Origin of the sequence: Roseisolibacter sp. H3M3-2 (genome assembly GCF_029211165.1) — a bacterium.
Classification (GTDB): domain Bacteria; phylum Gemmatimonadota; class Gemmatimonadetes; order Gemmatimonadales; family Gemmatimonadaceae; genus Roseisolibacter.
This window is the reverse complement of record NZ_JARGEK010000032.1, coordinates 1-22299: the sequence shown is the minus strand read 5'-3', so window position 1 is coordinate 22299 and position 22299 is coordinate 1. Positions and strand designations below refer to the sequence as shown.

At 73.8% G+C, this 22299-nt stretch carries 21 protein-coding genes; 7 read left to right on the top strand and 14 right to left on the bottom strand.

Going from position 1 to position 22299, the window contains the following annotated elements; genetic code table 11:
- Nucleotides 1-239: 239 nt before the first annotated feature.
- Entirely contained in the window at nt 240-536 is a 297-nt protein-coding gene (locus tag PYV61_RS05025) for a co-chaperone GroES (RefSeq protein WP_275828929.1), read from the bottom strand.
- Between the two features lie 140 nt (nt 537-676).
- On the bottom strand, nt 677-1177 hold the full coding sequence (locus PYV61_RS05020) for a hypothetical protein (protein ID WP_275828927.1): 501 nt from the start codon (nt 1175-1177) through the stop codon (nt 677-679).
- Nucleotides 1178-1236: 59 nt separating this feature from the next.
- Here PYV61_RS05020 and PYV61_RS05015 point away from each other — a divergent pair, with 59 nt between their 5' ends.
- The gene (locus tag PYV61_RS05015) at nt 1237-2403 is read left to right on the top strand and encodes a MerR family transcriptional regulator (protein ID WP_275828925.1); all 1167 of its coding nucleotides are present in this window, start codon (nt 1237-1239) and stop codon (nt 2401-2403) included.
- A 326-nt stretch (nt 2404-2729) separates the two neighbouring features.
- Here PYV61_RS05015 and PYV61_RS05010 read toward each other — a convergent pair whose 3' ends face one another.
- The 11 genes from PYV61_RS05010 to PYV61_RS04960 form a co-directional block, all read right to left on the bottom strand.
- Nucleotides 2730-3572 (bottom strand): hypothetical protein, encoded by an 843-nt coding sequence (locus PYV61_RS05010; protein ID WP_275828923.1) that lies wholly within the window; start codon nt 3570-3572, stop codon nt 2730-2732.
- Between the two features lie 75 nt (nt 3573-3647).
- Complete coding sequence (locus PYV61_RS05005; protein WP_275828921.1) at nt 3648-4817, bottom strand: sensor histidine kinase; 1170 nt, start codon at nt 4815-4817, stop codon at nt 3648-3650.
- 536 nt (nt 4818-5353) lie between these two features.
- The gene (locus tag PYV61_RS05000) at nt 5354-6271 is read right to left on the bottom strand and encodes a zinc-binding dehydrogenase (protein WP_275828919.1); all 918 of its coding nucleotides are present in this window, start codon (nt 6269-6271) and stop codon (nt 5354-5356) included.
- Between the two features lie 86 nt (nt 6272-6357).
- Entirely contained in the window at nt 6358-7995 is a 1638-nt protein-coding gene (locus tag PYV61_RS04995) for a glycine betaine ABC transporter substrate-binding protein (RefSeq protein ID WP_275828917.1), read from the bottom strand.
- Nucleotides 7992-8780: an ATP-binding cassette domain-containing protein gene (locus PYV61_RS04990; RefSeq protein WP_275828916.1), complete on the bottom strand. Its 789-nt coding sequence runs from the start codon at nt 8778-8780 to the stop codon at nt 7992-7994. The genes PYV61_RS04995 and PYV61_RS04990 overlap by 4 nt, the downstream gene beginning before the upstream one ends.
- Nucleotides 8781-8785: 5 nt before the next feature.
- A complete protein-coding gene (locus PYV61_RS04985) occupies nt 8786-9550 on the bottom strand; it encodes a hypothetical protein (protein WP_275828914.1) in 765 nt (254 codons plus the stop codon).
- A 10-nt stretch (nt 9551-9560) separates the two neighbouring features.
- Nucleotides 9561-10538 carry an alpha/beta hydrolase gene (locus PYV61_RS04980; protein WP_275828912.1) on the bottom strand — a complete coding sequence of 326 codons (978 nt, stop codon included), beginning with the start codon at nt 10536-10538 and terminating at the stop codon, nt 9561-9563.
- A gap of 103 nt (nt 10539-10641) precedes the next feature.
- Nucleotides 10642-11835: a hypothetical protein gene (locus PYV61_RS04975; protein WP_275828910.1), complete on the bottom strand. Its 1194-nt coding sequence runs from the start codon at nt 11833-11835 to the stop codon at nt 10642-10644.
- Nucleotides 11836-11883: 48 nt separating this feature from the next.
- Nucleotides 11884-12519, bottom strand: a complete 636-nt coding sequence (locus tag PYV61_RS04970; RefSeq protein WP_275828908.1) for an NADPH-dependent F420 reductase — start codon at nt 12517-12519, stop codon at nt 11884-11886.
- Nucleotides 12520-12604: 85 nt separating this feature from the next.
- Entirely contained in the window at nt 12605-13051 is a 447-nt protein-coding gene (locus PYV61_RS04965) for an Rrf2 family transcriptional regulator (protein ID WP_275828907.1), read from the bottom strand.
- An 87-nt stretch (nt 13052-13138) separates the two neighbouring features.
- On the bottom strand, nt 13139-13342 hold the full coding sequence (locus PYV61_RS04960) for a 4-oxalocrotonate tautomerase family protein (protein WP_275828906.1): 204 nt from the start codon (nt 13340-13342) through the stop codon (nt 13139-13141).
- 1636 nt (nt 13343-14978) lie between these two features.
- Here PYV61_RS04960 and PYV61_RS04955 point away from each other — a divergent pair.
- Together PYV61_RS04955 and PYV61_RS04950 are read left to right on the top strand one after the other, a co-directional pair.
- A complete protein-coding gene (locus PYV61_RS04955) occupies nt 14979-15764 on the top strand; it encodes an alpha/beta fold hydrolase (protein ID WP_275828905.1) in 786 nt (261 codons plus the stop codon).
- A gap of 422 nt (nt 15765-16186) precedes the next feature.
- Entirely contained in the window at nt 16187-16696 is a 510-nt protein-coding gene (locus PYV61_RS04950; protein WP_345785207.1) for a GAF domain-containing protein, read from the top strand.
- An 8-nt stretch (nt 16697-16704) separates the two neighbouring features.
- Here the strand turns inward: PYV61_RS04950 and ettA are convergent, their stop codons facing one another.
- Nucleotides 16705-18375 carry an energy-dependent translational throttle protein EttA gene (gene ettA / locus PYV61_RS04945; protein ID WP_275828904.1) on the bottom strand — a complete coding sequence of 557 codons (1671 nt, stop codon included), beginning with the start codon at nt 18373-18375 and terminating at the stop codon, nt 16705-16707.
- A gap of 282 nt (nt 18376-18657) precedes the next feature.
- Here ettA and PYV61_RS04940 point away from each other — a divergent pair, with 282 nt between their 5' ends.
- The 4 genes from PYV61_RS04940 (at nt 18658) to PYV61_RS04925 (ending at nt 22258) form a co-directional block, all read left to right on the top strand.
- Nucleotides 18658-20124, top strand: coding sequence for an alkaline phosphatase PhoX (locus PYV61_RS04940; RefSeq protein WP_275828903.1), 1467 nt, complete (start codon nt 18658-18660; stop codon nt 20122-20124).
- A 16-nt stretch (nt 20125-20140) separates the two neighbouring features.
- The gene (locus PYV61_RS04935; protein ID WP_275828902.1) at nt 20141-20746 is read left to right on the top strand and encodes a PEP-CTERM sorting domain-containing protein; all 606 of its coding nucleotides are present in this window, start codon (nt 20141-20143) and stop codon (nt 20744-20746) included.
- A gap of 118 nt (nt 20747-20864) precedes the next feature.
- On the top strand, nt 20865-21590 hold the full coding sequence (locus PYV61_RS04930) for a cytochrome c biogenesis protein CcdA (RefSeq protein WP_275828901.1): 726 nt from the start codon (nt 20865-20867) through the stop codon (nt 21588-21590).
- 161 nt (nt 21591-21751) lie between these two features.
- Nucleotides 21752-22258 carry a TlpA disulfide reductase family protein gene (locus PYV61_RS04925; protein WP_275828900.1) on the top strand — a complete coding sequence of 169 codons (507 nt, stop codon included), beginning with the start codon at nt 21752-21754 and terminating at the stop codon, nt 22256-22258.
- The last annotated feature ends 41 nt before the right edge of the window (nt 22259-22299 follow it).

The following is a 22299-nucleotide window of genomic DNA, read 5'->3' as shown; positions in this document are numbered from 1 at the left end:
CCTTGGTCACCGTGGGGGCGCCGAACTTCTTGTCGATGACGACGTTCCGGCCCTTCGGGCCGAGCGTGACCTTGACCGCCTCGGCCAGCTGGTCGACGCCGCGCTTCAGGGCAGCGCGCGCGTCCGTGTTGAAGTGCAGTTCCTTCGCAGCCATGTCGGTGCGTCCTCAGCGAGTGTGGCGCGCCGTCCGGCGCGGGGCACGCGCGCCGGACGGCGTCGCGCCTTACGATCCGGATGGCTCAGCCGATGACGGCGAGAACGTCGGCTTCGCGCATGATCAGCAGCGGCGTGCCGTCGACGGTGACCTCGGCACCCGTGTACTTCCCGTACAGCACCGTGTCGCCGACCCGGACGTCCATCGGGATGCGCACGCCGCCGCGCTCGTCAAACCGCCCGGGCCCGACGGCGACGACCTCGCCCTGCTGCGGCTTCTCGCGCGCCATATCGGGGATGTGCAGCCCGCCGCGCGCGAGTCCAGTCCCTGCGAGGGCGCGGACGACGACGCGGTCGGCGAGCGGGGCGAGCTGGCCGGTGATGCCGGCAGCGCCGGTGCTGCCGGCGGTGCCCGTGGTGGTAGTCACGACCGTACCTCTCTGGGGATGGGAGCGCACTCCCGCCTTCGGAACACGCCTCACGGGCGTTGCGCACCGCGCGACGCGCGGCGCCACGGCTCGTGTCAGCGCGTGGGCGACGCGAGGTTGCCGCAGGCGACGATCGTCTCCGGATTCGCCGCCGACGCGCCGACGCTGACGTAGTAGCGGCCCTCGCTCGGCATCACGATCGGCACGGTCACCGAGCCGTTCGCACGGCCCTGCTCGTCGACCTTGAGCGCCTTGTAGGCGTCCGGCGCGCCGATCACACCGTCGTCCATTCCGCACTGGCCGCGGCGCAGCTGCCACGGGTGCAGCCCGCCGGGCGACGCGTTGGAGAGGTCGACCGAGACGTACGTGTTGCCGCGATTCGACCCGGGCGTCATCGCGACCGAGCCCTTCATCTGCACCGCCCCGGCGAGGTTCGACGGCGAGGCGAGCGTGCCGTGCCAGCGCGCGTTGACGTTCGCGTCACGGGTGCTGACCTGCACCACCGGCGCCCGCTTCATCGGGCTGCGGAACGGGTTGCACGCGCCGGTGGCGAGCGTGCCGGCGGTGATCACGAGGACGTACGATGGACGGAGCATGTTGCCTCCAGCGCGGGCCCGGCACCAACTGCTGAACGACCGGCCCGTCGCCGTCCCGCATGAGCGGATCATACCGCACGGCGCGCAGATTGTCAATCAATTGTCCTAGACAATATCTTGACAAGACGGCGACTGTGTCCTACGGATCCACCATGCCCGTACCTGCCCGCACCGCGGCGCTCGCCGCCATCCATCCGATCCAGGTCGTCACCCGCCGCACCGGCCTCAGCGCGGACGTCATCCGCGTGTGGGAGAAGCGCTACGGCGTGGTGACGCCGGTGCGTTCGGCGGGTGGACGGCGGCTCTACTCCGATGCGGACATCGAACGCCTCCGCCTGCTCGCCCACGCGACCCTGAGCGGCGGCACGATCGGACGATTGGCGGCGCTCTCCCCCGAGGCGCTGGCGGCGCTCATCGCCCCCGCCGACGCATCGACGGGAGCGGTCACCGGCATCGACGCCGCGCGCCCGGCGCACGAGGCGGTACGCCGTCCATCGCCCGTGCCCGGCGGGACGGCGATGACCGCCGCGCGCGACCACCTCGACACCTCGCTCGCTGCGATCACGCGCTTCGACGGCGTCGCCCTCGACCTGCTGTTGCGCCGCGCGGCCATTGCGCTCTCCGCCGAGGCGTTCCTCGACGCGCTGGTCGTGCCGCTGACGGAGCGCATCGCCGCGCACGTGCGCGACGGCACGCTGCGCCCCGCGCACCGGCATCTCGCCCACGCCGTGCTGCGGCGGGTGCTCGACCACGTGACCACCACCGCCACACCCCCGCTGCCGTCGCGCGACGTCGTGGTGACGACGCCGTCTGGACAGGGGCAGGAGCTCGGTGCCCTGCTCGCGGCGGCCGCCGCCGCGGCCGACGGCTGGCGCGTGACATACATGGGGCCGGGGCTGCCGGCGGAGGACATCGTCGAGACGGTGGAGCGCATCGGCGCGCGCGCCCTGGTGCTGAGCCTCGGCGCCGCGCCGGGCGATCGCGTGATCCCGCGTGAGCTGCGCCGCCTGCGTGCCCTGTTGCCGGGCGACGTCGCCGTCCTGCTCGAGGGCGCGGGAGCCGAGGTGCACCGGTCGGTGACGGCCGAGATCCGCGCCGCGGCGCCGCGCGACCTCGCCGAGATGCGCGAGCAGCTCCGCGCGCTCGCTGACGGGAGCGACGACGTGCCGACGTCCGACGGCACGGCTGCCGCTGCTGCACCGGGGCGGGGCCGCGGCCGGCGTTGAGGCCACGCGCGCCGGCCGCGGCTTCCCAAGGGCCGAACGCGCCGAGGGCGCGGAGGTTGGGCCTCTACTTCGGGTTCGACGGCGAGGAGCCGATGACGCTCGAGCGGATCGGCGCCCCTTTGGGCATCACGCGCGCGCGGAACCTGGCGAGCCACATGGGCGAGGCGTCGAGGGCTCCGACACCGCACCCGATGGCGTATCGAGGTCCTGCCCCGGGCGTCGGTCGAGTCGCACCGCGCCGCTCGGCCGGCTCGCCCGCAACGGCGGCCCGGGCGCACGCTCCGCGCGGGCGAACTGCGCCCCGTCGATGCCACGCGGCGGTCCGTCTACCGCACGCGCCACGTGAACAGCGTCGACGGCACGGGCCCCGTGCGCGCGCGCGGGACCTCCGCGGGCTCCTGCCAGAAGCGCCCGGTCATCTGCTCGGCGCTGACCCGCACCGCGAGCGCGCGGTTGCCGTCGCGCCCAGACGGCACCGCGACGTCGAGCCGCAGCAGGCGCCGTGACCCCGCCGGGTACGCCGCGAGCACGCTCGCGCCGACGCTGCCACGGAACGGGATGCTCCGGCCGTACGGCGCGCTGCCCGCCCACAGCGATCCCGCTTCGCCAAAGCCCGCGAGACCGAGGGCCACGTTGCGCACGGGCGTGCCCCGCACCCAGCGCTCCTCGAAGCGTGCGACGTTGCGCCAGGCGCCGGCCAGCGTGGATCCGTGGTGCCCGCGCAGCCCGCCCTGGCGGTCGCCCAACGTGAGCTGCAGGGGGAGACGCGTCCGGGTGCCGCCGGAGAACTCGTCGCCGACGCGCAGCAGCCAGCCGCCGCCGTGCTTCCGATACCACGCCATCCGGCCGCTCGCGATCAGCCCGTTCCACCCGCCGACATCGAAGTCGCGCCGCCCCTCGAGCTCGAGCTGGAAGCCGGCGAGCGACGTCGGGCCCGCGCGCCCGGCGTACAGGGTGCCGGCGAGGTAGACGTCGTTCGCGCCCCACGCGGGGACGCCGCGGCCCGCCAGCCCGCCGACCTGCACCCCGCTGCCGAGGTCTTCGACGGCGCCGAGCGTCTCGAAGCCGCGGGCGGCCACGAAGCGGACCATGCGCGCGCCGACCACCACCGCCGGGCGCACCACCTCGAAGCTCGACGCGCACACCGAAGCCGTCGTGATAGGCGCCACCGCACTCGGCGCTCGGCGCGACGCTCACGGCGCGCCCGTCGACGTTCTCGTTGGCGATGGTGAGTGCCTCTGGGATCACACCGCGGACGCGGAGGCGGCGGCTGGCGGCTGCTCCTGCCGGGGAAGGTGGACCGTGAACGTCGTCCCGCTCTCCTCCGAGGACTCCACGTCGACGCGGCCGTCGTGCGCGCGAACGATGCGCTCGGCGATGTAGAGCCCCAGGCCCAGGCTCCCGGTCGGCCCCCGCGCCGCTGTCGTGCGGGGCACCCGCCGTGCGCGGATCGGGTTGAAGAGCCCGTCGAGCTGCTCGGGCGGGATCACCGCCCCACGGTTGTGCACGGAGATGCAGACCTCCCGCTCCGTTCCGCCCACGCCCACCGTCACCTTCGTGCCGGCGGCGCCATGCTGCACGGCGTTGCTGACCAGGTTGGTCAGGGCCTGGCCCAGGCGCGCCGCGTCCCATCGGCCGCGCTGCGCCACGCGGGTGTCGACGCGGATCGGGCGCTCCGGGTGGGCCGCCCCGACCTCCTCGACAACCTCACGCACGAGCTTGCCGAGGTCCGTCTCCGCGCGCGCGATCGGGATCCCGCCGCCCAGGTGGCTGCGGGTGAAATCGAGCAGGTCGCCCACCATCGTCACCGAGCGCCTGGCGCTGCCGCCGATGCGCGCGACGAGTGTCCGCTCGACCTCCTCCAGCTCGCCCGCCTCGAGCAGGAACGTCGCCGAGGTCTGGATCGCCCCGAGCGGCGTTCGGAGGTCATGTCCCAGGATCGCGAGGAAGGTCTCCTTCGCCTGCTCCACGTCCTCGTTGTAGCGCAGGACTGACTCGGCGAGCGCCTGGTCGACGGCCTCGTTGAAGCGCGTCAGGTCCTCGATGTCCGACGCGTCCAGCGCCCCCTCGGCTCGCGTCCAGAGCCGGATCACGCTCGCCCGCAGGGCGCGGTACTCGGCCACCATCTGCGCGACGGTGAACCCGCTCTGGGCGCGCCCCGTCCCGTGCTCCTCGGCGGCGGTCCGGGCGTCGGCGTCCGCGGCCCCGGCGCGCCCCTTCGACTTCTCGGACTGGGCGAACCGCCCCTGGGGCGTCGCGAGGTCGGCGGCGATCACGGTGAGCATCGCGTCGGCGTGATCGCGCAGCGCCGCCACGTCCATGGGGCCGCTGGCCGGCGCACAGGTCCGGGCGAACGCCTCCCACTCGGCGAGGATGGGCTCGCGGTTGGTCAGGATGAAGTCGGCGAGTCGCATGGCCCGGGAACCTGAAGCGAGAGGGGCGCGCATCGGACGGCGAGGCCGAAGCATACCCCCGGACGTGCTCACGCGCGCATCCGATGATCCCGGGCCACCCGCGCGCGAGCACGCGGCGTGCGCGCTCGCGCGTACCGCGACTCCCGCACGTGCCCTCGGGCCTGGGGTCGGACGATCGGGTTTCGGCCCGGCCCCACGCCCGCCCGCGCCTACGCGCGCACCAGCTTCTTGTACGCGATCCGGTGCGGCTGGTCCGCGTCCGCGCCCTTCCGGCGCTTCAGGTCCTCGATGTACGACTGGTAGTTCCCCTCGGAGTGTCGCGCGTCGCGGATTGTTGGGGCTCGGCCGGCGCGTGGACCCGTATGCCGTCTGGCGATTCGCGGCAGGTGGGGTGATCGGAACTCGTCACGACCGACGTCCCGTGTCAGGACGCGTTTGGCACAGACGCCCCGCGCGATCCGCTCGTGCGAGGGCACGAGACCTGAGCGCTCCTCCGGCTGGCAGCACGGGACATGGCATCCTGCGGATGGCGCGCGTCACGCGTCCACGGCCACCACGAGCTTCCCGCTCCCGAGGTCCTCCTCCATGAACCGATGCGCCGCGGCGATCTCCTCGAAGCGGAACACCCGCTCCACGTTCGGCCGGTACCGACCCGCCGCCACACCGTCGACGATCTCCTGCAGCGCCGCGGTGCTGCGCTCGGCGGAGGTGGTGCCGCTGTGGTAGGTCGTCAACCGCACCGTCGAGGGGATGTCCTCGAGCGGCTCGAAGCGGTCCATCACCCAGACGTTGCCGAGGAGCCCCGTGTGGCACACGATGCCGCGCGGCCGCACCGCGCGCAGCGAGTCGCGCAGCGTCACCGGTCCGATGAGCTCGAGGAGCGCGTCGACCCCGCCGGGCACCACCCGAGCGACCTCCTCGACGATCTGGCCTGTGTCGACCACGACGTCGTCCACGCCGTTCGCGCGCAGCGCGTCCGCCTTCGCGGCGCCACGCGTCGTTGCGAGCACGCGCAGGCCGCGCTCCTTCGCGAGCGACGCGGCCGCCATGCCGACCGATGACGTCCCACCGCGGATGAGCAGCGTCTGCCCGGCCTGCACGTCCATCGCGTCGACGAGCGAGCCCCACGCGGTGAGCCACGTCTCGGGGAGCGCGGCGAGCACGTCCCACGGCAGCTCGGTCCGCACCGGGAGCACCCGGTCGCGCGGGACGAGCGTGTACTCGGCGTACCCGCCGTCGTAGGCGCGGCCCATCTCGCCCATGAGCGCGGCGACGGTCTGCCCGGGGGTGAGGTCGGTCCCGCCGGCGTCGTCCACCACACCGACGCACTCGATGCCCAGCACGCGCGGGAACCGCACGCTCGGCGAGTGCCCCTGCCGCGTGTAGAGCTCGGAGCGGTTCAGGCCGAACGCGCGCACGCGGATGCGCACCCACCCCGCCCGGGGCTCGGGCACGGGGATCGCCTCGAGTTGCAGCACCTCGGGCCCGCCTGGGCGATGGACACGGATGGCCCGCATGGTGTTGCTCGTGCTCGCACTCATCACAGCTCCTGAGTCCTGACCGGGGACGTGGACTCGCGCCCGCGGCGGCGGCGCAGGTGCGCCGGCGCGATGCGCCGCTCGACGAGCGACAGCGCGCCGTCCACGAGCAGCGCGAGCGCGGCAGCCGGGAGCGCGCCGGAGAGCACCAAGTGCGTGTCGGCGAGCGCGAGGCCGGTGACGATGGGCTCCCCGAGCCCGCCGGCGCCGATGAACGCCGCGAGCGTCGCCGCGCCGACCGTGATCACGGCCGCCGTCCGCACGCCGGCCATGATGACCGGCGCCGCGAGCGGCAGGCGGACGAGCCGGAGCCGCTGCGCGGGCGTCATGCCGAGCGCCTCCGCCGCCTCCACCGCGGCGGGATCGGCGTCGCGCACACCGGTGTAGGTGCCGCGCGCGATGGGGAAGAGCGCGTAGAGCCAGAGCGCGACGAGCGCGGGCACCGTGCCGATGCCGAGGAGCGGCACCATGAACGCGAGCAGCGCGATGCTCGGGATCGTCTGGAGGACGCCGAGCGCGCCGAGCGCCGGCCCGGCCGCCCGGCGCGCCCGCTCGAGGGCGAGCCCCAGCGGGACGGCCACGAGCGTCGCCGCGGCCAGCGCGAGCGCGACGAGCGCGAGGTGACGGAGCGTGAGCCGGGCGAGCGCCGCGCGCCGCCCCCACAGGTACGCGCCGAACGACTGCCCGGCCGCAGCGGGCGCGCTCGCGGTGGTGGTCGCCTCCCCGGCGGACCGGAGCCCGAGCGCGCCGAGCGCGGACGCCGCGACGGCGCGCGCGTCCTCCCCGTCGACCTCGACGCGTCGGTTGAGCGCGCGCATCGTCTCCACATCCAGCCGGCCGCTCAACAGCGCGAGCGCGGAGACCACGTCGCCCCGCTGCGCCGCGCGGGGGCCGAGCAGGGCGGCGGCTTCGTAGGGCGGGAAGAAGCGCCGATCGTCCTCGAGCACGACCAGCCCGTAGCGCGCGAGCAGCCCGTCCGTCGAGAAGCCGTCCACGACGTCGACCGAGCCGCCGGCGAGCGCCTGGTACTTGAGCGCCGGGAGCAGCGGTCGGATCGCGCGCGGGCTGATGCCGGGGCCGTAGGCCGCGACGAGCCCCGCGAGGCCGTCCTGCCGCTCGATGAAGTCGGGCGTGAAGCCGGCGGTCAGGCGCGCGCTCTGGCGCGCGAGGTCGCTCAGGGTGCGGAGCCCGTACCGTTCGGCCGTCTCGCGGCGCACGGCGACGGCGAAGGTGTTCTCGAAGCCGAGGGGTGGCAGCCAGCGCATCCCCCACCGCGCCCGGAAGGCGCTGTCGACGTGCGCGTAGACGCGGCGCGGGACGCCGAGTGTCGCATGCGGGAGCGTGTCGTGCAAGATCGCGAGCAGCCCCGTGCCGGTGTACTCGGGGTACACGTCGACCGCACCCTGCCGGAGCGCCCCGACCAGGATCTCGGTGCTCCCGAGTCCGGGTTTCCGCGCGACCGGGATGCCGCGCGCCTCGAGGAGCTGCGCGAACATCTCGGCGAGGATGAACGACTCGCCGAACGGCTTCGAGGCGACAACCACCGCGCGACTCGCCGCGGCGTCCTGCGCCCGCACGGGACCGCTGCCCAACAGCGAGAGCAGCCCGACGGCAAGCACCGCCACCGCGTGGCGCATCATGCGTCGCTCCGGCGGTGCGCGCCGGCGAGCGCGCGCTCGAGCAGCGACGCGACGTAGGGCGTGGCCGGCGCGGCGCGCATGGCGTCCAGCGTCCCGCGCTGCTCCACGCGCCCTGCGCGCATCACCACGATCTCGTCGGCCAGGAAGTCGGCCTCCAGCAGGTCGTGCGTCACGAGCAGCGTGGTGACCCCGAGCTCGCGGCGCAGCGCGGCGCACACGGCCTGCACCTCGGACCGGCTGACCGCGTCGAGCGCGCCGAAGGGCTCGTCCATGAGCAGCACCCCGGGCCGCGCGGCGATGGCACGCGCGAGCGCCACGCGCTGCCGCTGCCCGCCCGAGAGCTCGTGCGGGAAGCGCGCGCCGTACACGTCGGGCGGGAGCCCGACCAGGTCGAGCGCGCGCCGCGCGGCGGCCGTCGCGTCGGCCTGATCGAGGAGGTCGGGCACGAGCGCCACGTTGCGCAGCACGCGCCAGTGCGGGAGCAGCCCGCCGTGCTGCGGCACGTAGCCGATGCGCCGCCGCAGCACGGGCGCCGGGAACCGGGTGACGTCCGTCCCGCCAACCAGCACCGCGCCCGCGGCGGGGACGACCATGCGGTTGAAGCAGCGCAGGAGCGTGGTCTTGCCCGCGCCGCTCTCGCCCACGAGGGCGACGCACCGGCCCTGGTCGACGCGCAGGCTCACGTCGTCCACCGCCACCACGCCGCCAAGCACGCAGCGCACCGCCTGCGCGTCGAGGGCCACCGCGCCGACCGCGAGGTCCTCGGTCTCGGGAAGCGCGCGCACCAGCCCTACCGGCTCACGCGCAGGTCGCGGAAGTGCGCGACGGTCCCCGGCCCGATCCAGAGCGCGAGGGCACCCCGGCCCGCGGCGCCGGACTTCACGTCGTCGACGATCAGCGTCGGCTGCGACCGGCCGTGCACGAACAGGCGCGCCTTCGTGCCGCGCACCTCGATCCGCACGCGCGTCCACACGCCCGGGACCAGGTCGACGTACGACTCGTACTTCTCGGGCGTCTCACGCCGCAGCCGCTCCCACGGCCAGTCGGGGTGCGCGATGTACTGCGCCGAGTGGTTGCGCCGCACCTGGTCGTCGGCGCGCCCGTTCGTCGGGCGCAGGTAGAACGCGTCGTACGTCTTCCGGTCGGGCTGCACCCGGAACGCGACGCCCACGAACCCGCGCACCCCGCCCGTCGCGCCGGGCGCGGGCGCGCCGGCGACCTCCAGCTCGATCACGCCGTCGCCGAAGTCCGTGCCCTCGAGGATGGCGAACGTCTCGATCTGCTGCTGGTCGACGGGCCGCCCCTCGACGCTGCGGCGCGCGCTGTCGGAGACGACGAGGCGCACGCCGCGCTTTCCCTCGTAGGTCACCGGCGCCGCCGTCACGTTGTGCGGCCGGAGGCCGTCGGTCGAGGTGAGCGGGTAGCGCCGCTCGGTCGCCGGTCCGCCCTGCGCCCGCGCAACGACCGGCGACAGGACCAGTGCGGTCGTCGCGCTCAGTGCGGCCAGCGCGAGCACGAGTCGCGCGGCGGCCCGGGTCCGAAGGTGAGCTCTCATCGTGGGTCGCTCAGGGTTGGAGTGCCGTGCGGATGCGCTCGGCCATGTACGCCGGCGCCTCGAGGTGGCCGGTGTGACCCTGCCCGCGGAGCGGGAGGACGGTCAGTCCCGGTTGACGACTCACCCACGTGCCGGCGATGGCCGTGAGCATGGGCCCCGAGCGGTCGCCGAGCAGGATCGTCGTGCGGCCCCGGATGCGCGCGAGCTCCTCGGCCGTCGGCGCGAAGGCGTCCAGCGACTGCACCTCGCGCACCCAGGACGGGAGCAGCGTGCGGTACTGCGCCCAGAGGGGGGCGTTCTGGCGGATGCCGGCGATCACCTGCGGGGGCGCGCCCATGATCGTCTCGAAGGCGCGGGTGAGCGCCGAGTCGCGCTGGCCGGCGTCGAGCAGCGCGCGCACCGGGGCCCACCCGTCGGCGGCGATGGGGCCGTTCAGCCCGGCGCCGGGGTCGTAGAGCACGACAGCGCCCGGGAAGCCCGCGTCGATGGCGTAGCGGCCGACGACCGCGCCGCCGTACGAGTGCCCGAACAGGTCCACCGGTCCGGTCGTCGGGCCGGTGCTCGCGTCCTTCGCCACCGCGGTGCCCGGGGCGGAGCGCGCGACGTCGGCGACCACCGCCGCGAGGTCCTGCGCCTCGACCGCGATCGAGTGCTGCGGCGCGTCGCCACTGCGGCCGCGGCCACGGCGCTCGACGACGACCACCTGGCGCGTCGCGGCGAGCCGCTCGGCGACGGCGAGCCACTCGTCGGCGAGGGTCATCGAGCCGTGCACCATGACGAGCGGCCGGCCCGTGCCGGCGACGAGGTAGGCGATGCGCGTGCCGTCCGCCGACGTGACGTGCCGGGTGGTGAACTGGCGCTTGGCGGCGGTGGTCGCGGCGGCCGCCGGCGGCTGTGCAGGCACACCGCGCGGAGCGGTGAGCGTGGCGAGCAGCGACGCGGCGAGCAGGGCGATGAGGCCGGACGGACGGGACGGCAGACGACGCATGGGACGACTCGGACGGTGGATCAGCGTGAGCGTCGGACGCGATGGGCGCCGACGGGGCATCCGACGGACCGACAGGTGGTGGCTACGCGCGGGTCACGCCGGGCTACGCGCGGCGCGTCATGAACAGCCCGGCGCCCGTCGCCGCCGCCTCGGAGCCGGCGACGGGATGGAGGTACGAGGGCTTGGCCTGCTCGTGCTCGAATGCGGCGCGCTGCTCGGTGACCTTCGTGCCGACCAACTCGAGGAAGGACGGGTCGATGTCCTGGTACTCGAGCCGCGCGCCGGTGCCGCTGCCAGCGAGCCGGCGGTTGTTGGCGAAGTGGCTGTCGAGGACGCGGTAGCGGCTCCGCGCGCGCGGCTGCGCCGGGGCACCCGCCGCAACGCCGGCCGCTCCGCGCTGGCCCCCGGCATCGGCCCGCGCGGAGCTCGCGTCCTGGTGGGTCCAGGCGTAGTTGCAGTTGGCGACGACGTTGTTGCGGTAGTCGAAGTCGTCGGCGATGCCGGCCGTCCACACGGCGCTCCCATAGAGCCCGTCGTTGACGCAGTGCCGCATCGCGTGGCCGGTGCTGCCGCCGCTCCAGTAGACGGCGGAGATCTTGAGGCCGCGGAAGACGCAGTGGTCGACCACGAGGCCGTTCCCCCGCGCGATGATGCCGACGTGGTTGGGCGCGATCACCTCGTCGCCGGCGAAGACGCACTGCGCGACCTCGAGGTCGTCGAGGTCCTCGCGCAGCCGGCTGACCGCGTAGAGTCGACGGATCATCCCCTCGCGCGGGGTCTCGACCACCGGCATACCGAGAACCCGGAGGCCACGGATGCTGACGTGGCTGGTTTCGATCAGCATGCCGTCCGCCGCGCCGCCGAGCGGGTCGGGGCGCCCGTTCCACGTATCCTTGACCGGCAGGGTGTGGATCAGGGTCGGCATCCGACCGTGGTGCCACCCGGGATCGTCCGGCAGCACCTCGGCGCGGATGGTGAGACGGTCGGTCCGCGTGAAGCGGCCGCGCGGGGGGTTGAACAGGGCCGTCTCGCCCACCGCGTGGATCCCCTCGGACAGGACCACCGTCAGCGGCCCGCTGCCCGCGCCCCGGCTCACCCGCCGGGCCGCCTCCGGGAGCGTCCGCAGCGGCGCGCTCTTGCCGCCCGCGTTCGCGTCGTTCCCGGTGACGGGGCTCACGTGAACCGTGGTCCCCGGCGCGGGCAGCCGGACGCCGACGTCGAGCGCGCGCGCGAGCCGCGACGACGCGAGGGCGGCCGCGCCGAGCACGGTCGTCTGAACGAACTCTCTGCGCTCCATGAAGGTCTCCGGGGGGCGAGGGGGGCGGGGCGTGCGGCGGGGAGGGGCTTACGCGACGGCGACGAAGGCGGGCGCGATGCCCGTCCCGCGGCCGGCGACGTAGCCGAAGTAGATGTTCAGCAGGCCGAGCGGCTCGAGCTGCCGCGCGTTGGCGAGCGGCCCCGCGTCGACCGCCTCGAAGCCCGCGCTCTCGATGAGCGCGCGCACGGCGTCCTTTGCGCTGGCGTCGTCGCCGGCGTAGAGGACCTGCGCCCGGCCGGTCCCGCCGAGCACCTGCGCGAAAACCGTGTTGAAGGCCTTCACGACGCGGGCGTTCGGGACCGCCTTCTGGAGCTCCTCGGCCGCCGACGTCGTGTGGCCGAGGCTGAGGCCCGACATGTCGGGCGTGAGCGGGTTGCTGATGTCGATGACCGTCTTGCCCGTCAGGTCGCCGGCGGCGCGCAGGGCGTCGGGCGCGTCGGGGAAGTACGTGGCGACGATGAGCACGTCGGCGTCGCGGGCGATCTGGTCGCGCGGGACCGCGCGGACGCTCCCGCCGGCGGCCGCTGCCTGCTGCGCCGCCTGCTCGGCGTGCGCGGGGTCCTTGGCGGTGATGGTGACGTCGTGGCCGGCGGCGGCGAGCCGCTTCGCGAACGCCGAGCCCATGTTTCCGGCGCCGATGATGCCGATCCTGGTGCGAGCCATCGCGAGTCTCTTAAGGATGGAGTGACGAAGACTGTATCTGATTTAGAAACAGTTACTACAACAGGAACAGTAGTCCTGGGCGCGTTTAGCCCCGGGCCATCGCGGCCTCGCGCTCCTGCTCCCGACGCACGACGTCGGCGAGCAGGTCGGCGATGGTCGTGCGATCGAGCTGGGTGTCGACGGTCTCCTCGACCTGCCGCACCGTCGAGCCGAGGACGCCCTTGATGTTCCGGCCGATCTTGCACATGGGATGGGGCGACGGGTGCAGCGGGACCAGTTCGCGCGTCTCGTCCACCGCGTGGTAGACGTCACGGAGCGTGATCGCCTCCGCCGGGCGCGCGAGGACCGTGCCGCCGCCCGCCCCCTCCGTCGCCGTCGTCAGCCCCGCCCGCCCGAGCTGCGCCACGATGCGCCGGACGAACGACGGGTTCGTCCCCACGCTCCCGGCGACCGTCGTCGACGTCACGGGCGTGCCGCCCTGCTCCGCGATGAAGACGAGGATGTGGACCGCGATGGCGAAGTGGGTGTTCATCGGGCGCGAGGGATCAGCATCGGGTGTCCAGTCGAGCGTCAGCAGTCGCCGGGCAATCGCGAGCGCTCGGGGCCGACTGGGGCCGCTTCAGGCGCCGGCGGGGGCCTCGGGGCCGCCGTAGAGCTTGCCCTCCCCGGCCCAGTCGCTCTTCGCCACGTCGTCGAAGATCACGTAGATGTACTTGGCGTCGGTACCCGTATTCCGGACGATGCTGTCCGTGATCTCCGCGGCCACCTGCCGCTTCTGCTGGTGGTCCTTCCCCTCCAACCAACTCACGCGAACGACTGGCATATCCTGCTCTCCTCTTGGTGTGGTCCCTACCCGGCACCGGACCGACCGACGTGCCGAGCTCCAGTGGGTCGCGGGCCGCAGCTGCGGCCCACAGGCCCGGGCAGGGCCGGTCGAGCGACGCGACAACTGCACGCGCCGCAAATTCAGTATGTAACGTAGATACGGTAGCCGACCGGGTCAACCGGTCTGCAGCAGGACCTTGCCCGTCATCCGGCGCTCGCTCCCCACGGGCCCCATTCGGCAACGACGTGCGCCTCTGGGACGGCGAGGCCCCGCCACGTGTGGTCCGCCGCGCTTTCACACTGTTGTTAGCCCGCCCGAACCTCTCGCCCGCGGTCCGGCGCGACTGACCTAGGTCCGGGCCGTGAGGTTCGCAGGACCTCCCCGGACGACAGGTAGTTCAGATGGTTCCCCTCGGAGTGTCGCGCGTCGCGCGTTGTTGGGGCCCGACCGGCGCGCGAACCCTTACGCCGTCTGGGAATATACGGCAGGTGGGGTGGTCTGATCTCGTCACAACCGACGTCCCGTGCCAAGAGCGTCTTGGCACAAGAGGCGCGCGGGCGATGGTACCCAGACCCTCGCCTCTCGAAACCCGGCACCGTCTGGTGACGTGACACGCTGATTCGGAGATGGGGATCCGAGACGCGCGGTCCCTCCGCGTCGGGACGGCGGTCCCGTCGTGCTGCGTCCGTTTCTGATTCGACCCATCATGGATCTTCTGAGACGTGCCTCTCGACCTCGGCGGACGGCTGGGCGAGCCTGCGTCAACGCGGTCCGGGCGATGCCGCAACCGTCTAGGGCCATCACGGAGGCACCGGGTGAGACGGCGACGAGGTCATGGCCAGGGCAGGAGTACGTCGGCTTCGCGGAGATCAACGACCGGAGCTGGGGCGCTTCCGCGAGGACCCTGAGCCGCGCGGTGGGGCGGCCGGCGCCCCGGCCGCCTCGAACGGCATCTGCCCGGCGGCGCGTACTCAGCGCCTGGTGCCGTCGGGGCCGACCACCCGGAACTCGGCGCGATACCGCGCGTCACCGCGCGGACCTGCGGCGGCCGCGAGCGGCGCGTCCACGCGCGCGCAGTCGTTGGGACGACACGAGCGTGGCCAGGATCTCGGCCCCGGGCCACGGATCGGAGTGCTCGAAGCCCAACAGATGGGCCATGCGCGCGTCGAAGGTGGCCGCGTCGGTGCGCCGGTCCCGGGTCCAGCTGCCGAGGTCGGCGCCCCTGGTCGCGAGCCGGTAGCGGACCTCGCTCGCGCGGCCCGCTGCGTCCTTTCTGTGCGAGGTGCCCGTGGCGGTGAGTGCTGCGCGCCGTCCAAGTTCGGGCCTTGGTCTCCTCCGGGCTGGCCCCGAACCGCTGGGCGCCGTGGAACGCGAACGTCACCGCCGCGGACCGCACCGGGCTCCGGCGCCAGCCCCGAGCAGGAGCGCGCACTGCCGCGTGCTCGGCGAGCTCCTCGCAGTCCCACACGAGCGCCGCACGTCCGTCGGGCCAGGCCACCAGCACGATACGTGGGACGCCCTCAGCAGCCCTGGCGCGTCCCTCGCACTCGGAGCGCGTGGTCGGGTGACGATCTGGCTCGGGCGCAGTCGTCGCGCGGTTCCCGCCAGGCCACCCCTCACGACGGACGCGCCGATGGAACTGCACCACGTTCGACGGGGGGCGGGCAAGCCGCTCCTGCTGCTGCACGGCCTCGGCGGGAGCTGGCGGTCGTGGACCCCGATCCTCGACGCACTCGCGGCCGAGCGCGAGGTGATCGCCGTGGACCTGCCCGGGCACGGGCGGACCCCGCCGCTCGCGGGCGAGGCGTCGATTCGCACCCTCGCCGACGCGGTGACCGCGTTCCTCGAGGCGCGCGGGCTCACGGGGGTCGACGCGGTCGGCAGCTCGATGGGCGCGCGGCTCGTGCTCGAGCTCGCGCGGCGCGGCGGCGTGGTGGGCGCGGTCGTCTCGCTCGACCCGGGCGGGTTCTGGCAGAGCTGGGAGCGCACCTACTTCGGCACGACAATCGGGCTCTCGATCCGGCTCGTCCGCGCCCTGCAGCCCGTGATGCAAGTCGTCACCGGTAACGCGCTCACGCGCTCGCTCCTCTTGGCGCAGTTCTCGGCGCATCCGTGGCGGCTCCCGGCGCCGGTCGTGCTGCAGGAGATGCGCGACTACGCGACGGCGCCGTCGTTCGACCCGCTGCTCCGCAGCCTCGCCCGCGGCCCAGCCCAGGAGGGCGCGCCGCGTGGCACGCTGCGCCATCCCATGGTCATCGTGTGGGGACGGCAGGACCGGGTGTGCCTCCCGCGGCAGGCCGCGCGCGCGGCCGCGCGCTTCCCCGATGCGCGGCTGCACTGGCTGGACGACTGCGGGCACTTCCCGCACTGGGATCAGCCGGAGCAGACGGTTCGGCTCATCCTCGACGCCGCGCGCTGAGCCGAGTGCCCGCGCACTCGCGCGCTGCCCCCGGAGCGACGCCGCATCCGGCGACGACTGCGGCGGAGTACGCGGTCGAAGGTGCGGGCGAGACGCGTCATCCGGCGCGCCATGGGTCGTGCCTGCCTCCACCACGACGCCGGCGAACGCGGTCGCGCGGAGTGCGCTCCCACCAGCTCTCCCGACCGTTCGTCGCGTCGGCGACCGACCTCACCCGCGACTCCTCGACGCCGTAGCTTGCTACCCATGCGCGCACCTGCGGCCGGTTCCGAGGCCCTTTCTGACGCTGCCGGCGGGCCCTCGGCAGCAACCGCGGTCCACGACCCGCACCGGCTGTCAGGGGTCCGCGCGACCGCCTCCTCGACACGGAGGCCGAGGAGGCGTTCGACCGCCTGACGCGCCTCGCGGTGCGCTTGGTCGGCGTGCCGGCCGCGTTCGTGTCGCTCGTCGACGCCGACCGTGACTTCTACAAGTCGGCGTGCGGCTTCGGCGAGCCGCTGGCCTCGGCCCGCGCGCTCACGGGCCTCACGTTCTGCCACTACACGGTGGCGCGGACCACGCCGCTCGTCATCCCGGACACGGCGGCCGACCCCGTGTACCGCGACGTGCCCACGGTGCGCACGCTCGGCGTGGCGGCGTACGTCGGGGTGCCGCTGCTCGTGGGAGGACAAGCGGTGGGCGCGTTCTGCGCCATCGACGTGCGTCCGCGCGCCTGGACCGACGAGCGCCGGTTATCGCCGCCGCAGCCAGCTAACTCCCTTGTTCCTTCGGGGTTCTCGCCTTCCAACCCGTGCGGAATCGCAAAATGGCTCGCTACTTGGACAAGGCGCGCAGCCGCGTCCTCGTGTCGCGTTGCCGATCTCCGATCCGACGCACGAGCGGCCCGGTCACCTGATGCCAGGCGACCGGGCCGCTGTCACGCGCCAGCGTGAGCGCGCGCTTACGCGCGCACCAGCTTCTTGTACGCGATCCGGTGCGGCTGGTCCGCGTCCGCGCCCTTCCGGCGCTTCAGGTCCTCGATGTACGACTGGTAGTTCCCCTCGTGCCAGACGACCTCCGAGTTCCCCTCGAACGCGAGGATGTGCGTCGCCACCCGGTCCAGGAACCACCGGTCGTGGCTGATCACCACCGCGCACCCCGAGAAGTCGAGCAGCGCCTGCTCCAGCGCCCGCAGCGTGTCGACGTCCAGGTCGTTCGTCGGCTCGTCGAGCAGCAGCAGGTTGCTGCCGGTCATCAGCGTCTTCGCCAGGTGCAGCCGGTTGCGCTCCCCGCCCGACAGGTCGCCGACCTTCTTCTGCTGGTCGGTGCCGCGGAAGTTGAACGACGACAGGTACGCGCGCGTGTTCATCTCGCGCTTGCCGACCAGCACCGTCTCCTGCCCGCCGCTGATCTCCTGCCACACCGTGTTGGTCGGCGTCAGCGTGCGGTTCTGGTCGACGTACCCCAGCACCACCGTCTCGCCGAGCTTCACGCGCCCGTCGTCCGGCGACTCGCCGCCGGCGATCATCTTGAAGAACGTCGTCTTGCCGGCGCCGTTCGGGCCGATGATCCCCACGATCCCCGCGCGCGGCAGCGAGAACGTCAGGTCGTCGATCAGCAGCCGGTCGCCGAAGCCCTTCTTCACGTGGTCGGTGTCCACCACCGTGTTCCCCAGGCGCGGCGCCGGCGGGATCACGATCTCGTTCTCCGTCACGCGGTCCTGCTGCGCCTCGCTCGCCAGCTCCTCGTACGCCTGCAGGCGGGCCTTGCTCTTCGACTGCCGCGCGCGCGGCGACATGCGCACCCACTCCAGCTCGCGCGCCAGCGTGCGCTGCCGCGCCGACTCCTGCTTCTCCTCCAGCGCCAGCCGCTGCTTCTTCTGCTCCAGCCACCCCGAGTAGTTCCCCTCGTACGGCACGCCGCGCCCGCGGTCGAGCTCGAGGATCCACTTGGCGACGTTGTCGAGGAAGTAGCGGTCGTGCGTGATCGCCACCACCGTCCCCGGGAAGTCCGCCAGGAACCGCTCCAGCCACGCCACGCTCTCGGCGTCCAGGTGGTTCGTCGGCTCGTCGAGGAGCAGCATGTCCGGCTCCTCGAGCAGCACCTTGCACAGCGCCACGCGCCGCCGCTCGCCGCCCGAGAGCGTCGTCACGTCGGCGTCGCCCGGCGGCAGGCGCAGCGCGTCCATGGCGATCTCGATCTTGTTGTCGAGGTTCCACAGGTCGTGCTGGTCGATGTACTCCTGCACCTTCGCCTGCTCGTCCATCAGCTTGTCGAAGTCCGCGTTCTCGTCGGCGAACGCGGCGCTGATCGCGTTGAACCGGTCGAGCTTCGCGCGCTGCTCCTTCAGCGCCTCCTCGACGTTGCCGCGCACGTCCTTCGTCGGGTCGAGCTGCGGCTCCTGCGGCAGGTAGCCGATGCGCGTCCCCTTGTGCGCCCACGCCTCGCCCTGGAAGTCCTGGTCGACGCCGGCCATGATGCGCAGCAGCGACGACTTGCCCGAGCCGTTGGGGCCGAGGACGCCGATCTTGGCGCCGGGGTAGAACGAGAGCCAGATGTCGTCAAGGATGATCCGCGACGGCGGGATCACCTTGCGCAGGCCCTTCATGACGTAGATGAACTGGGGAGCCACGCTCTCTCTCCGGGAAGTCTGCAGTCGGGTGGGTCGAGCCCCGGAATCTAGCGGATCGCCGGACGCGCCGGACGCGAGCGCCCCCGCACCGCCCTCCGTTTCGCCCGCCGCGTCACGGGCCCGCCACGACTGTCTCGGCCGACGTCGCGCCTCGGTCACGGAGCGCCCGCGCGCGTACCGCGGCGCCCGCCGGCGCGTCAGGATGACCGCGCCCGCCCGGCCGGCGCCCTCCGCGCCGCCGGCCGTCCCGCCCGCGCCCGCTCCGCCGGAGACCGCACCCGCATGACCACGCCGTCCGTCCCCGTCAGCCGCCGCGACTTCCTGCGCGCCGCCGTGCGCGTCGGCGGCGCGCTCGTCGCCGCCGCCTCGCTCGCCGGCCTCGCCGCCTGCAACGACGTCGTCCCGCTCGCCCCCGGCGCGGCGCCGCGCCTCGACCGCGCGACGCGCGGCCGCGGCGGCTACGGCGCGCTCGTCGCCGACCCCGGCGGGCTGCCGGTCCTGATCCCCGCCGGCTTCGGCCTGCGCGAGATCTCGCGCGCCGGCGCCCCGCTCGCCGGCGGCCGCGCCGGCCGCGTCCCCAACGCGCTCGACGGCATGGGCGCCTTCGCCGACGGCGCCAACCGCGTGCGCCTCGTGCGCAACCACGAGATCCGCGACGGCGCGCGCGCCGGCTCGGCGATCGGCGCCAACCCGTACGACCCGACCGCCGGCGCCGGCTGCACGACGCTCGTCGTCGACATCGACCCCGCGACCACGACGCCCACCGTCGTCGACGAGTTTGTGAGCGTCAGCGGCACCTTCGTGAACTGCGCCGGCGGCATCACGCCGTGGGGCACCTGGCTCACCTGCGAGGAGACGACGGCCGGCACCGGCAGCGGCTTCGCGAAGAAGCACGGCTACGTCTTCGAGGTCCCCGCCAACGCCAACGGCGAGGTCGCCGCCGCGCTCCCGCTGCTCGCGATGGGGCGCTTCTCGCACGAGGCGGTCGCGGTCGACCCGTTCCTCGGCCACGTCTACGAGACCGAGGACGCCGGCGCGTCGGACTCGGGCTTCTACCGCTTCGTTCCCAACCAGAACGGCAACCTCGCCGCCGGCGGCACGCTGCAGATGCTCGTCGTCGACGGGCGGCCGGGCTTCAACACGACCAACCGCGCCTTCACCGACGGCGGCGTGCAGACGCCGTCGGCGCAGCTCCCGCCGTTCGCCGGGCTCCCCGCGCGCTGGGTCGACGTCGACGTCGCCGACCCGGACCTCGAGGGGGGCGCGCCGAGCGTGTTCCGCCAGGGGCTCGCGAAGGGCGGCGCGCGCTTCGCGCGCCTCGAGGGGTGCTGGTGGGGCGACGACAGCGTGTACTTCAACGCCACCAGCGGCGGCGCCGCGGGCGCGGGGCAGGTCTTCCAGTACCGCCCGACGTCGGCCGACGCCGGCGTGCTGACGCTGATCTTCGAGAGCCCGAGCACGAGCGTGCTCGACGCCCCCGACAACATCTGCGTCTCCCCGCGCGGCGGCCTGGTGATCTGCGAGGACGGCGGCGGCACGCAGTTCCTGCGCGGCCTCACGCGCACCGGCCAGATCTTCGACTTCGTGCGCGCCGGGAGCCCGACGAGCGCGACGGAGTTCTGCGGCGCCTGCTTCAGCCCCGACGGCCGCATCCTGTTCTTCAACACGCAGGGCTCGACCAGCGCCTCCGGCACGGAGCGCGGCGGCACCTTCGCCATCTGGGGCCCGTGGGCCCAGGGCGCCCTCTGACCGCGAGACGACGACCATGCTGAAGATCCTCCGCGCCGCCCTGCTCCTCGCCGTCGCCGCCCCCGCGGCCGCGCGCGCGCAGACGCCGGTCACCTACACGTTCGAGAGCGGCACCACGACCACCGGCGATGGCTTCGCCGCCGCCGGCTACGAGTTCGAGAACTTCGGCGTCGCCACCACCGGCGCGTTCGGCACGGGCGCCAACGCCAGCTCGGGGACGCGCTTCGCGCTCGGCCGTACGGGGAGCAGCTTCCTCTACCGCGACGACGTCAACTTCTACCTGCTCGGCGCGAACCTCTCCTTCCGCGCGTTCGACGGCATCCTGACGCCGCTCGTGCTCACGCTGCGCGGCTACCGCACCGCCGACCCGGCCGAGGCGCCGGCGTTCGTGCGCACGCTCACGCTCACGAACGCCACGCAGCGGTTCGACTTCGGCTTCGAGTTCGGCGCGCTGAACGAGATCGAGTTCGACACCGAGGCGTTCGGCGTCGGCGGCCGGCAGGCGCAGCTCGCCCTCGACGACGTCACCCTCGCCACCGTCCCCGAGCCGTCGACCTACGCGCTGCTGGCGACGGGGCTGGGCGCGCTCGCCCTGGTCGCCCGGCGCCGCACGCGGGGCTGAGGGGCACGCGCTGCGGGCTGCGGGCTGCGGATTCGGAACCCGCAGCCCGCAGCCCGCAGCCCGCAGCCCGCAGTGCCCGCCCCGGGACCTTCCCCGTCCCCCCCGCTATTCTTCCGGCGTGCAGATCGAGATCGCCGCCCAGCTGTCCGCCTCCCCGGCGGCCGTCCTCCCCCTGATCTTCGGCGCCGGGGTCCTGACCTCGCTGACGCCCTGCATCTACCCGATGATCCCGATCACCGCGGCGATCGTCGGCGGGCAGTCGCTCGGCGCCGACGGCACGGCGGTGCCCCAGCCGCGCTGGCGCCCGGCGCTCCTGACGCTGGCCTACGTCCTCGGGCTGGCCTCGGTCTACGCGGGGCTGGGGCTGTTCGCCGGGATGACGGGGACGCTGTTCGGGAGCGTCAGCACCAACCCGTACGCGCTCCTCCTCATGGGGAACGTCCTGCTCCTCGCCGCCCTGGCGATGCTCGACGTGATCCCCGTGCGCCTCCCCGCCGCGATCGTCCAGCGCGCCTCCACCGCCGGCACCGGCGGCCGCTTCGCCGGCGCGTTCGTCATGGGCGCGATGTCCGGCCTCGTCGCCGCCCCCTGCTCCGCCCCGGTGATGGCCGCCGTCCTCACCTGGGTCTCCGCCACCCACAGCGCGGGGCTCGGCTTCCTCTACCTGTTCACCTTCTCGCTCGGCATGTGCGCGCTGCTCGTCGTCGTCGGCCTGTCGAGCGGCGCCGTCGCCCGGCTCCCGCGCGCCGGGATGTGGATGGTGTGGATCAAGCGCCTCTTCGCCGCCCTCATGCTCGGCGCGGCGCAGTACTACTTCGTGCAGGCGGGCACCGTCTGGATCTGAACGTCGGAACCCGGACCGCGGGAGTCGACACGTCGGGAGTCTCCACGACGGGAGTCTCCACGACGGGAGTCGTGACCGCGCCGTCGACGGGCCACGCTCAGCGCGGTCGCGACTCCCGCCGTATGCACTCCCGTAGTCGCGACTCCCGCCCTTCCCGCCCCATGCTCCGACTCCTCGCCGCCGCCCTGCTGTTCGCCGCCCCCCTCGGAGCCCAGGAGCTCGGCCTCCCGGTCGGCACCAAGGCCCCCCCCGCCGCCGTCCAGACGCTCGACGGCACGGCGACCGACCTGGCGCGCTACTACGGGCGAACGCCGGTGCTGCTCGAGTTCTGGGCGACCTGGTGCCCCAACTGCAAGCAGCTCGAGCCGCAGCTGCAGCGCATCGCGCGCGAGCACGGGGCGAAGGTCAAGCTGGTCGGCGTCGCCGTCACGGTGAACCAGTCGCCGCAGCGCGTGCGGCTCTACGCCCAGAAGTACAAGCTCCCGATGGAGATGCTCTGGGACGCGCAGGGGAAGGCCAGCGACGCCTACGACGCCCCGGCCACCAGCTACGTCGTGCTGGTCGACCGCGCGGGGAAGGTCGTCTACACCGGGCAGGGGGGCGACCAGGACCTCGTCGGCGCGGTGCGGCGCGTCCTCGCCGCCCCGGCGCCCGCGCCGGCGCGCTGACGCGTCAGCGCGCCAGGTCGCTCGGCGCGGCGGCCGCCGCG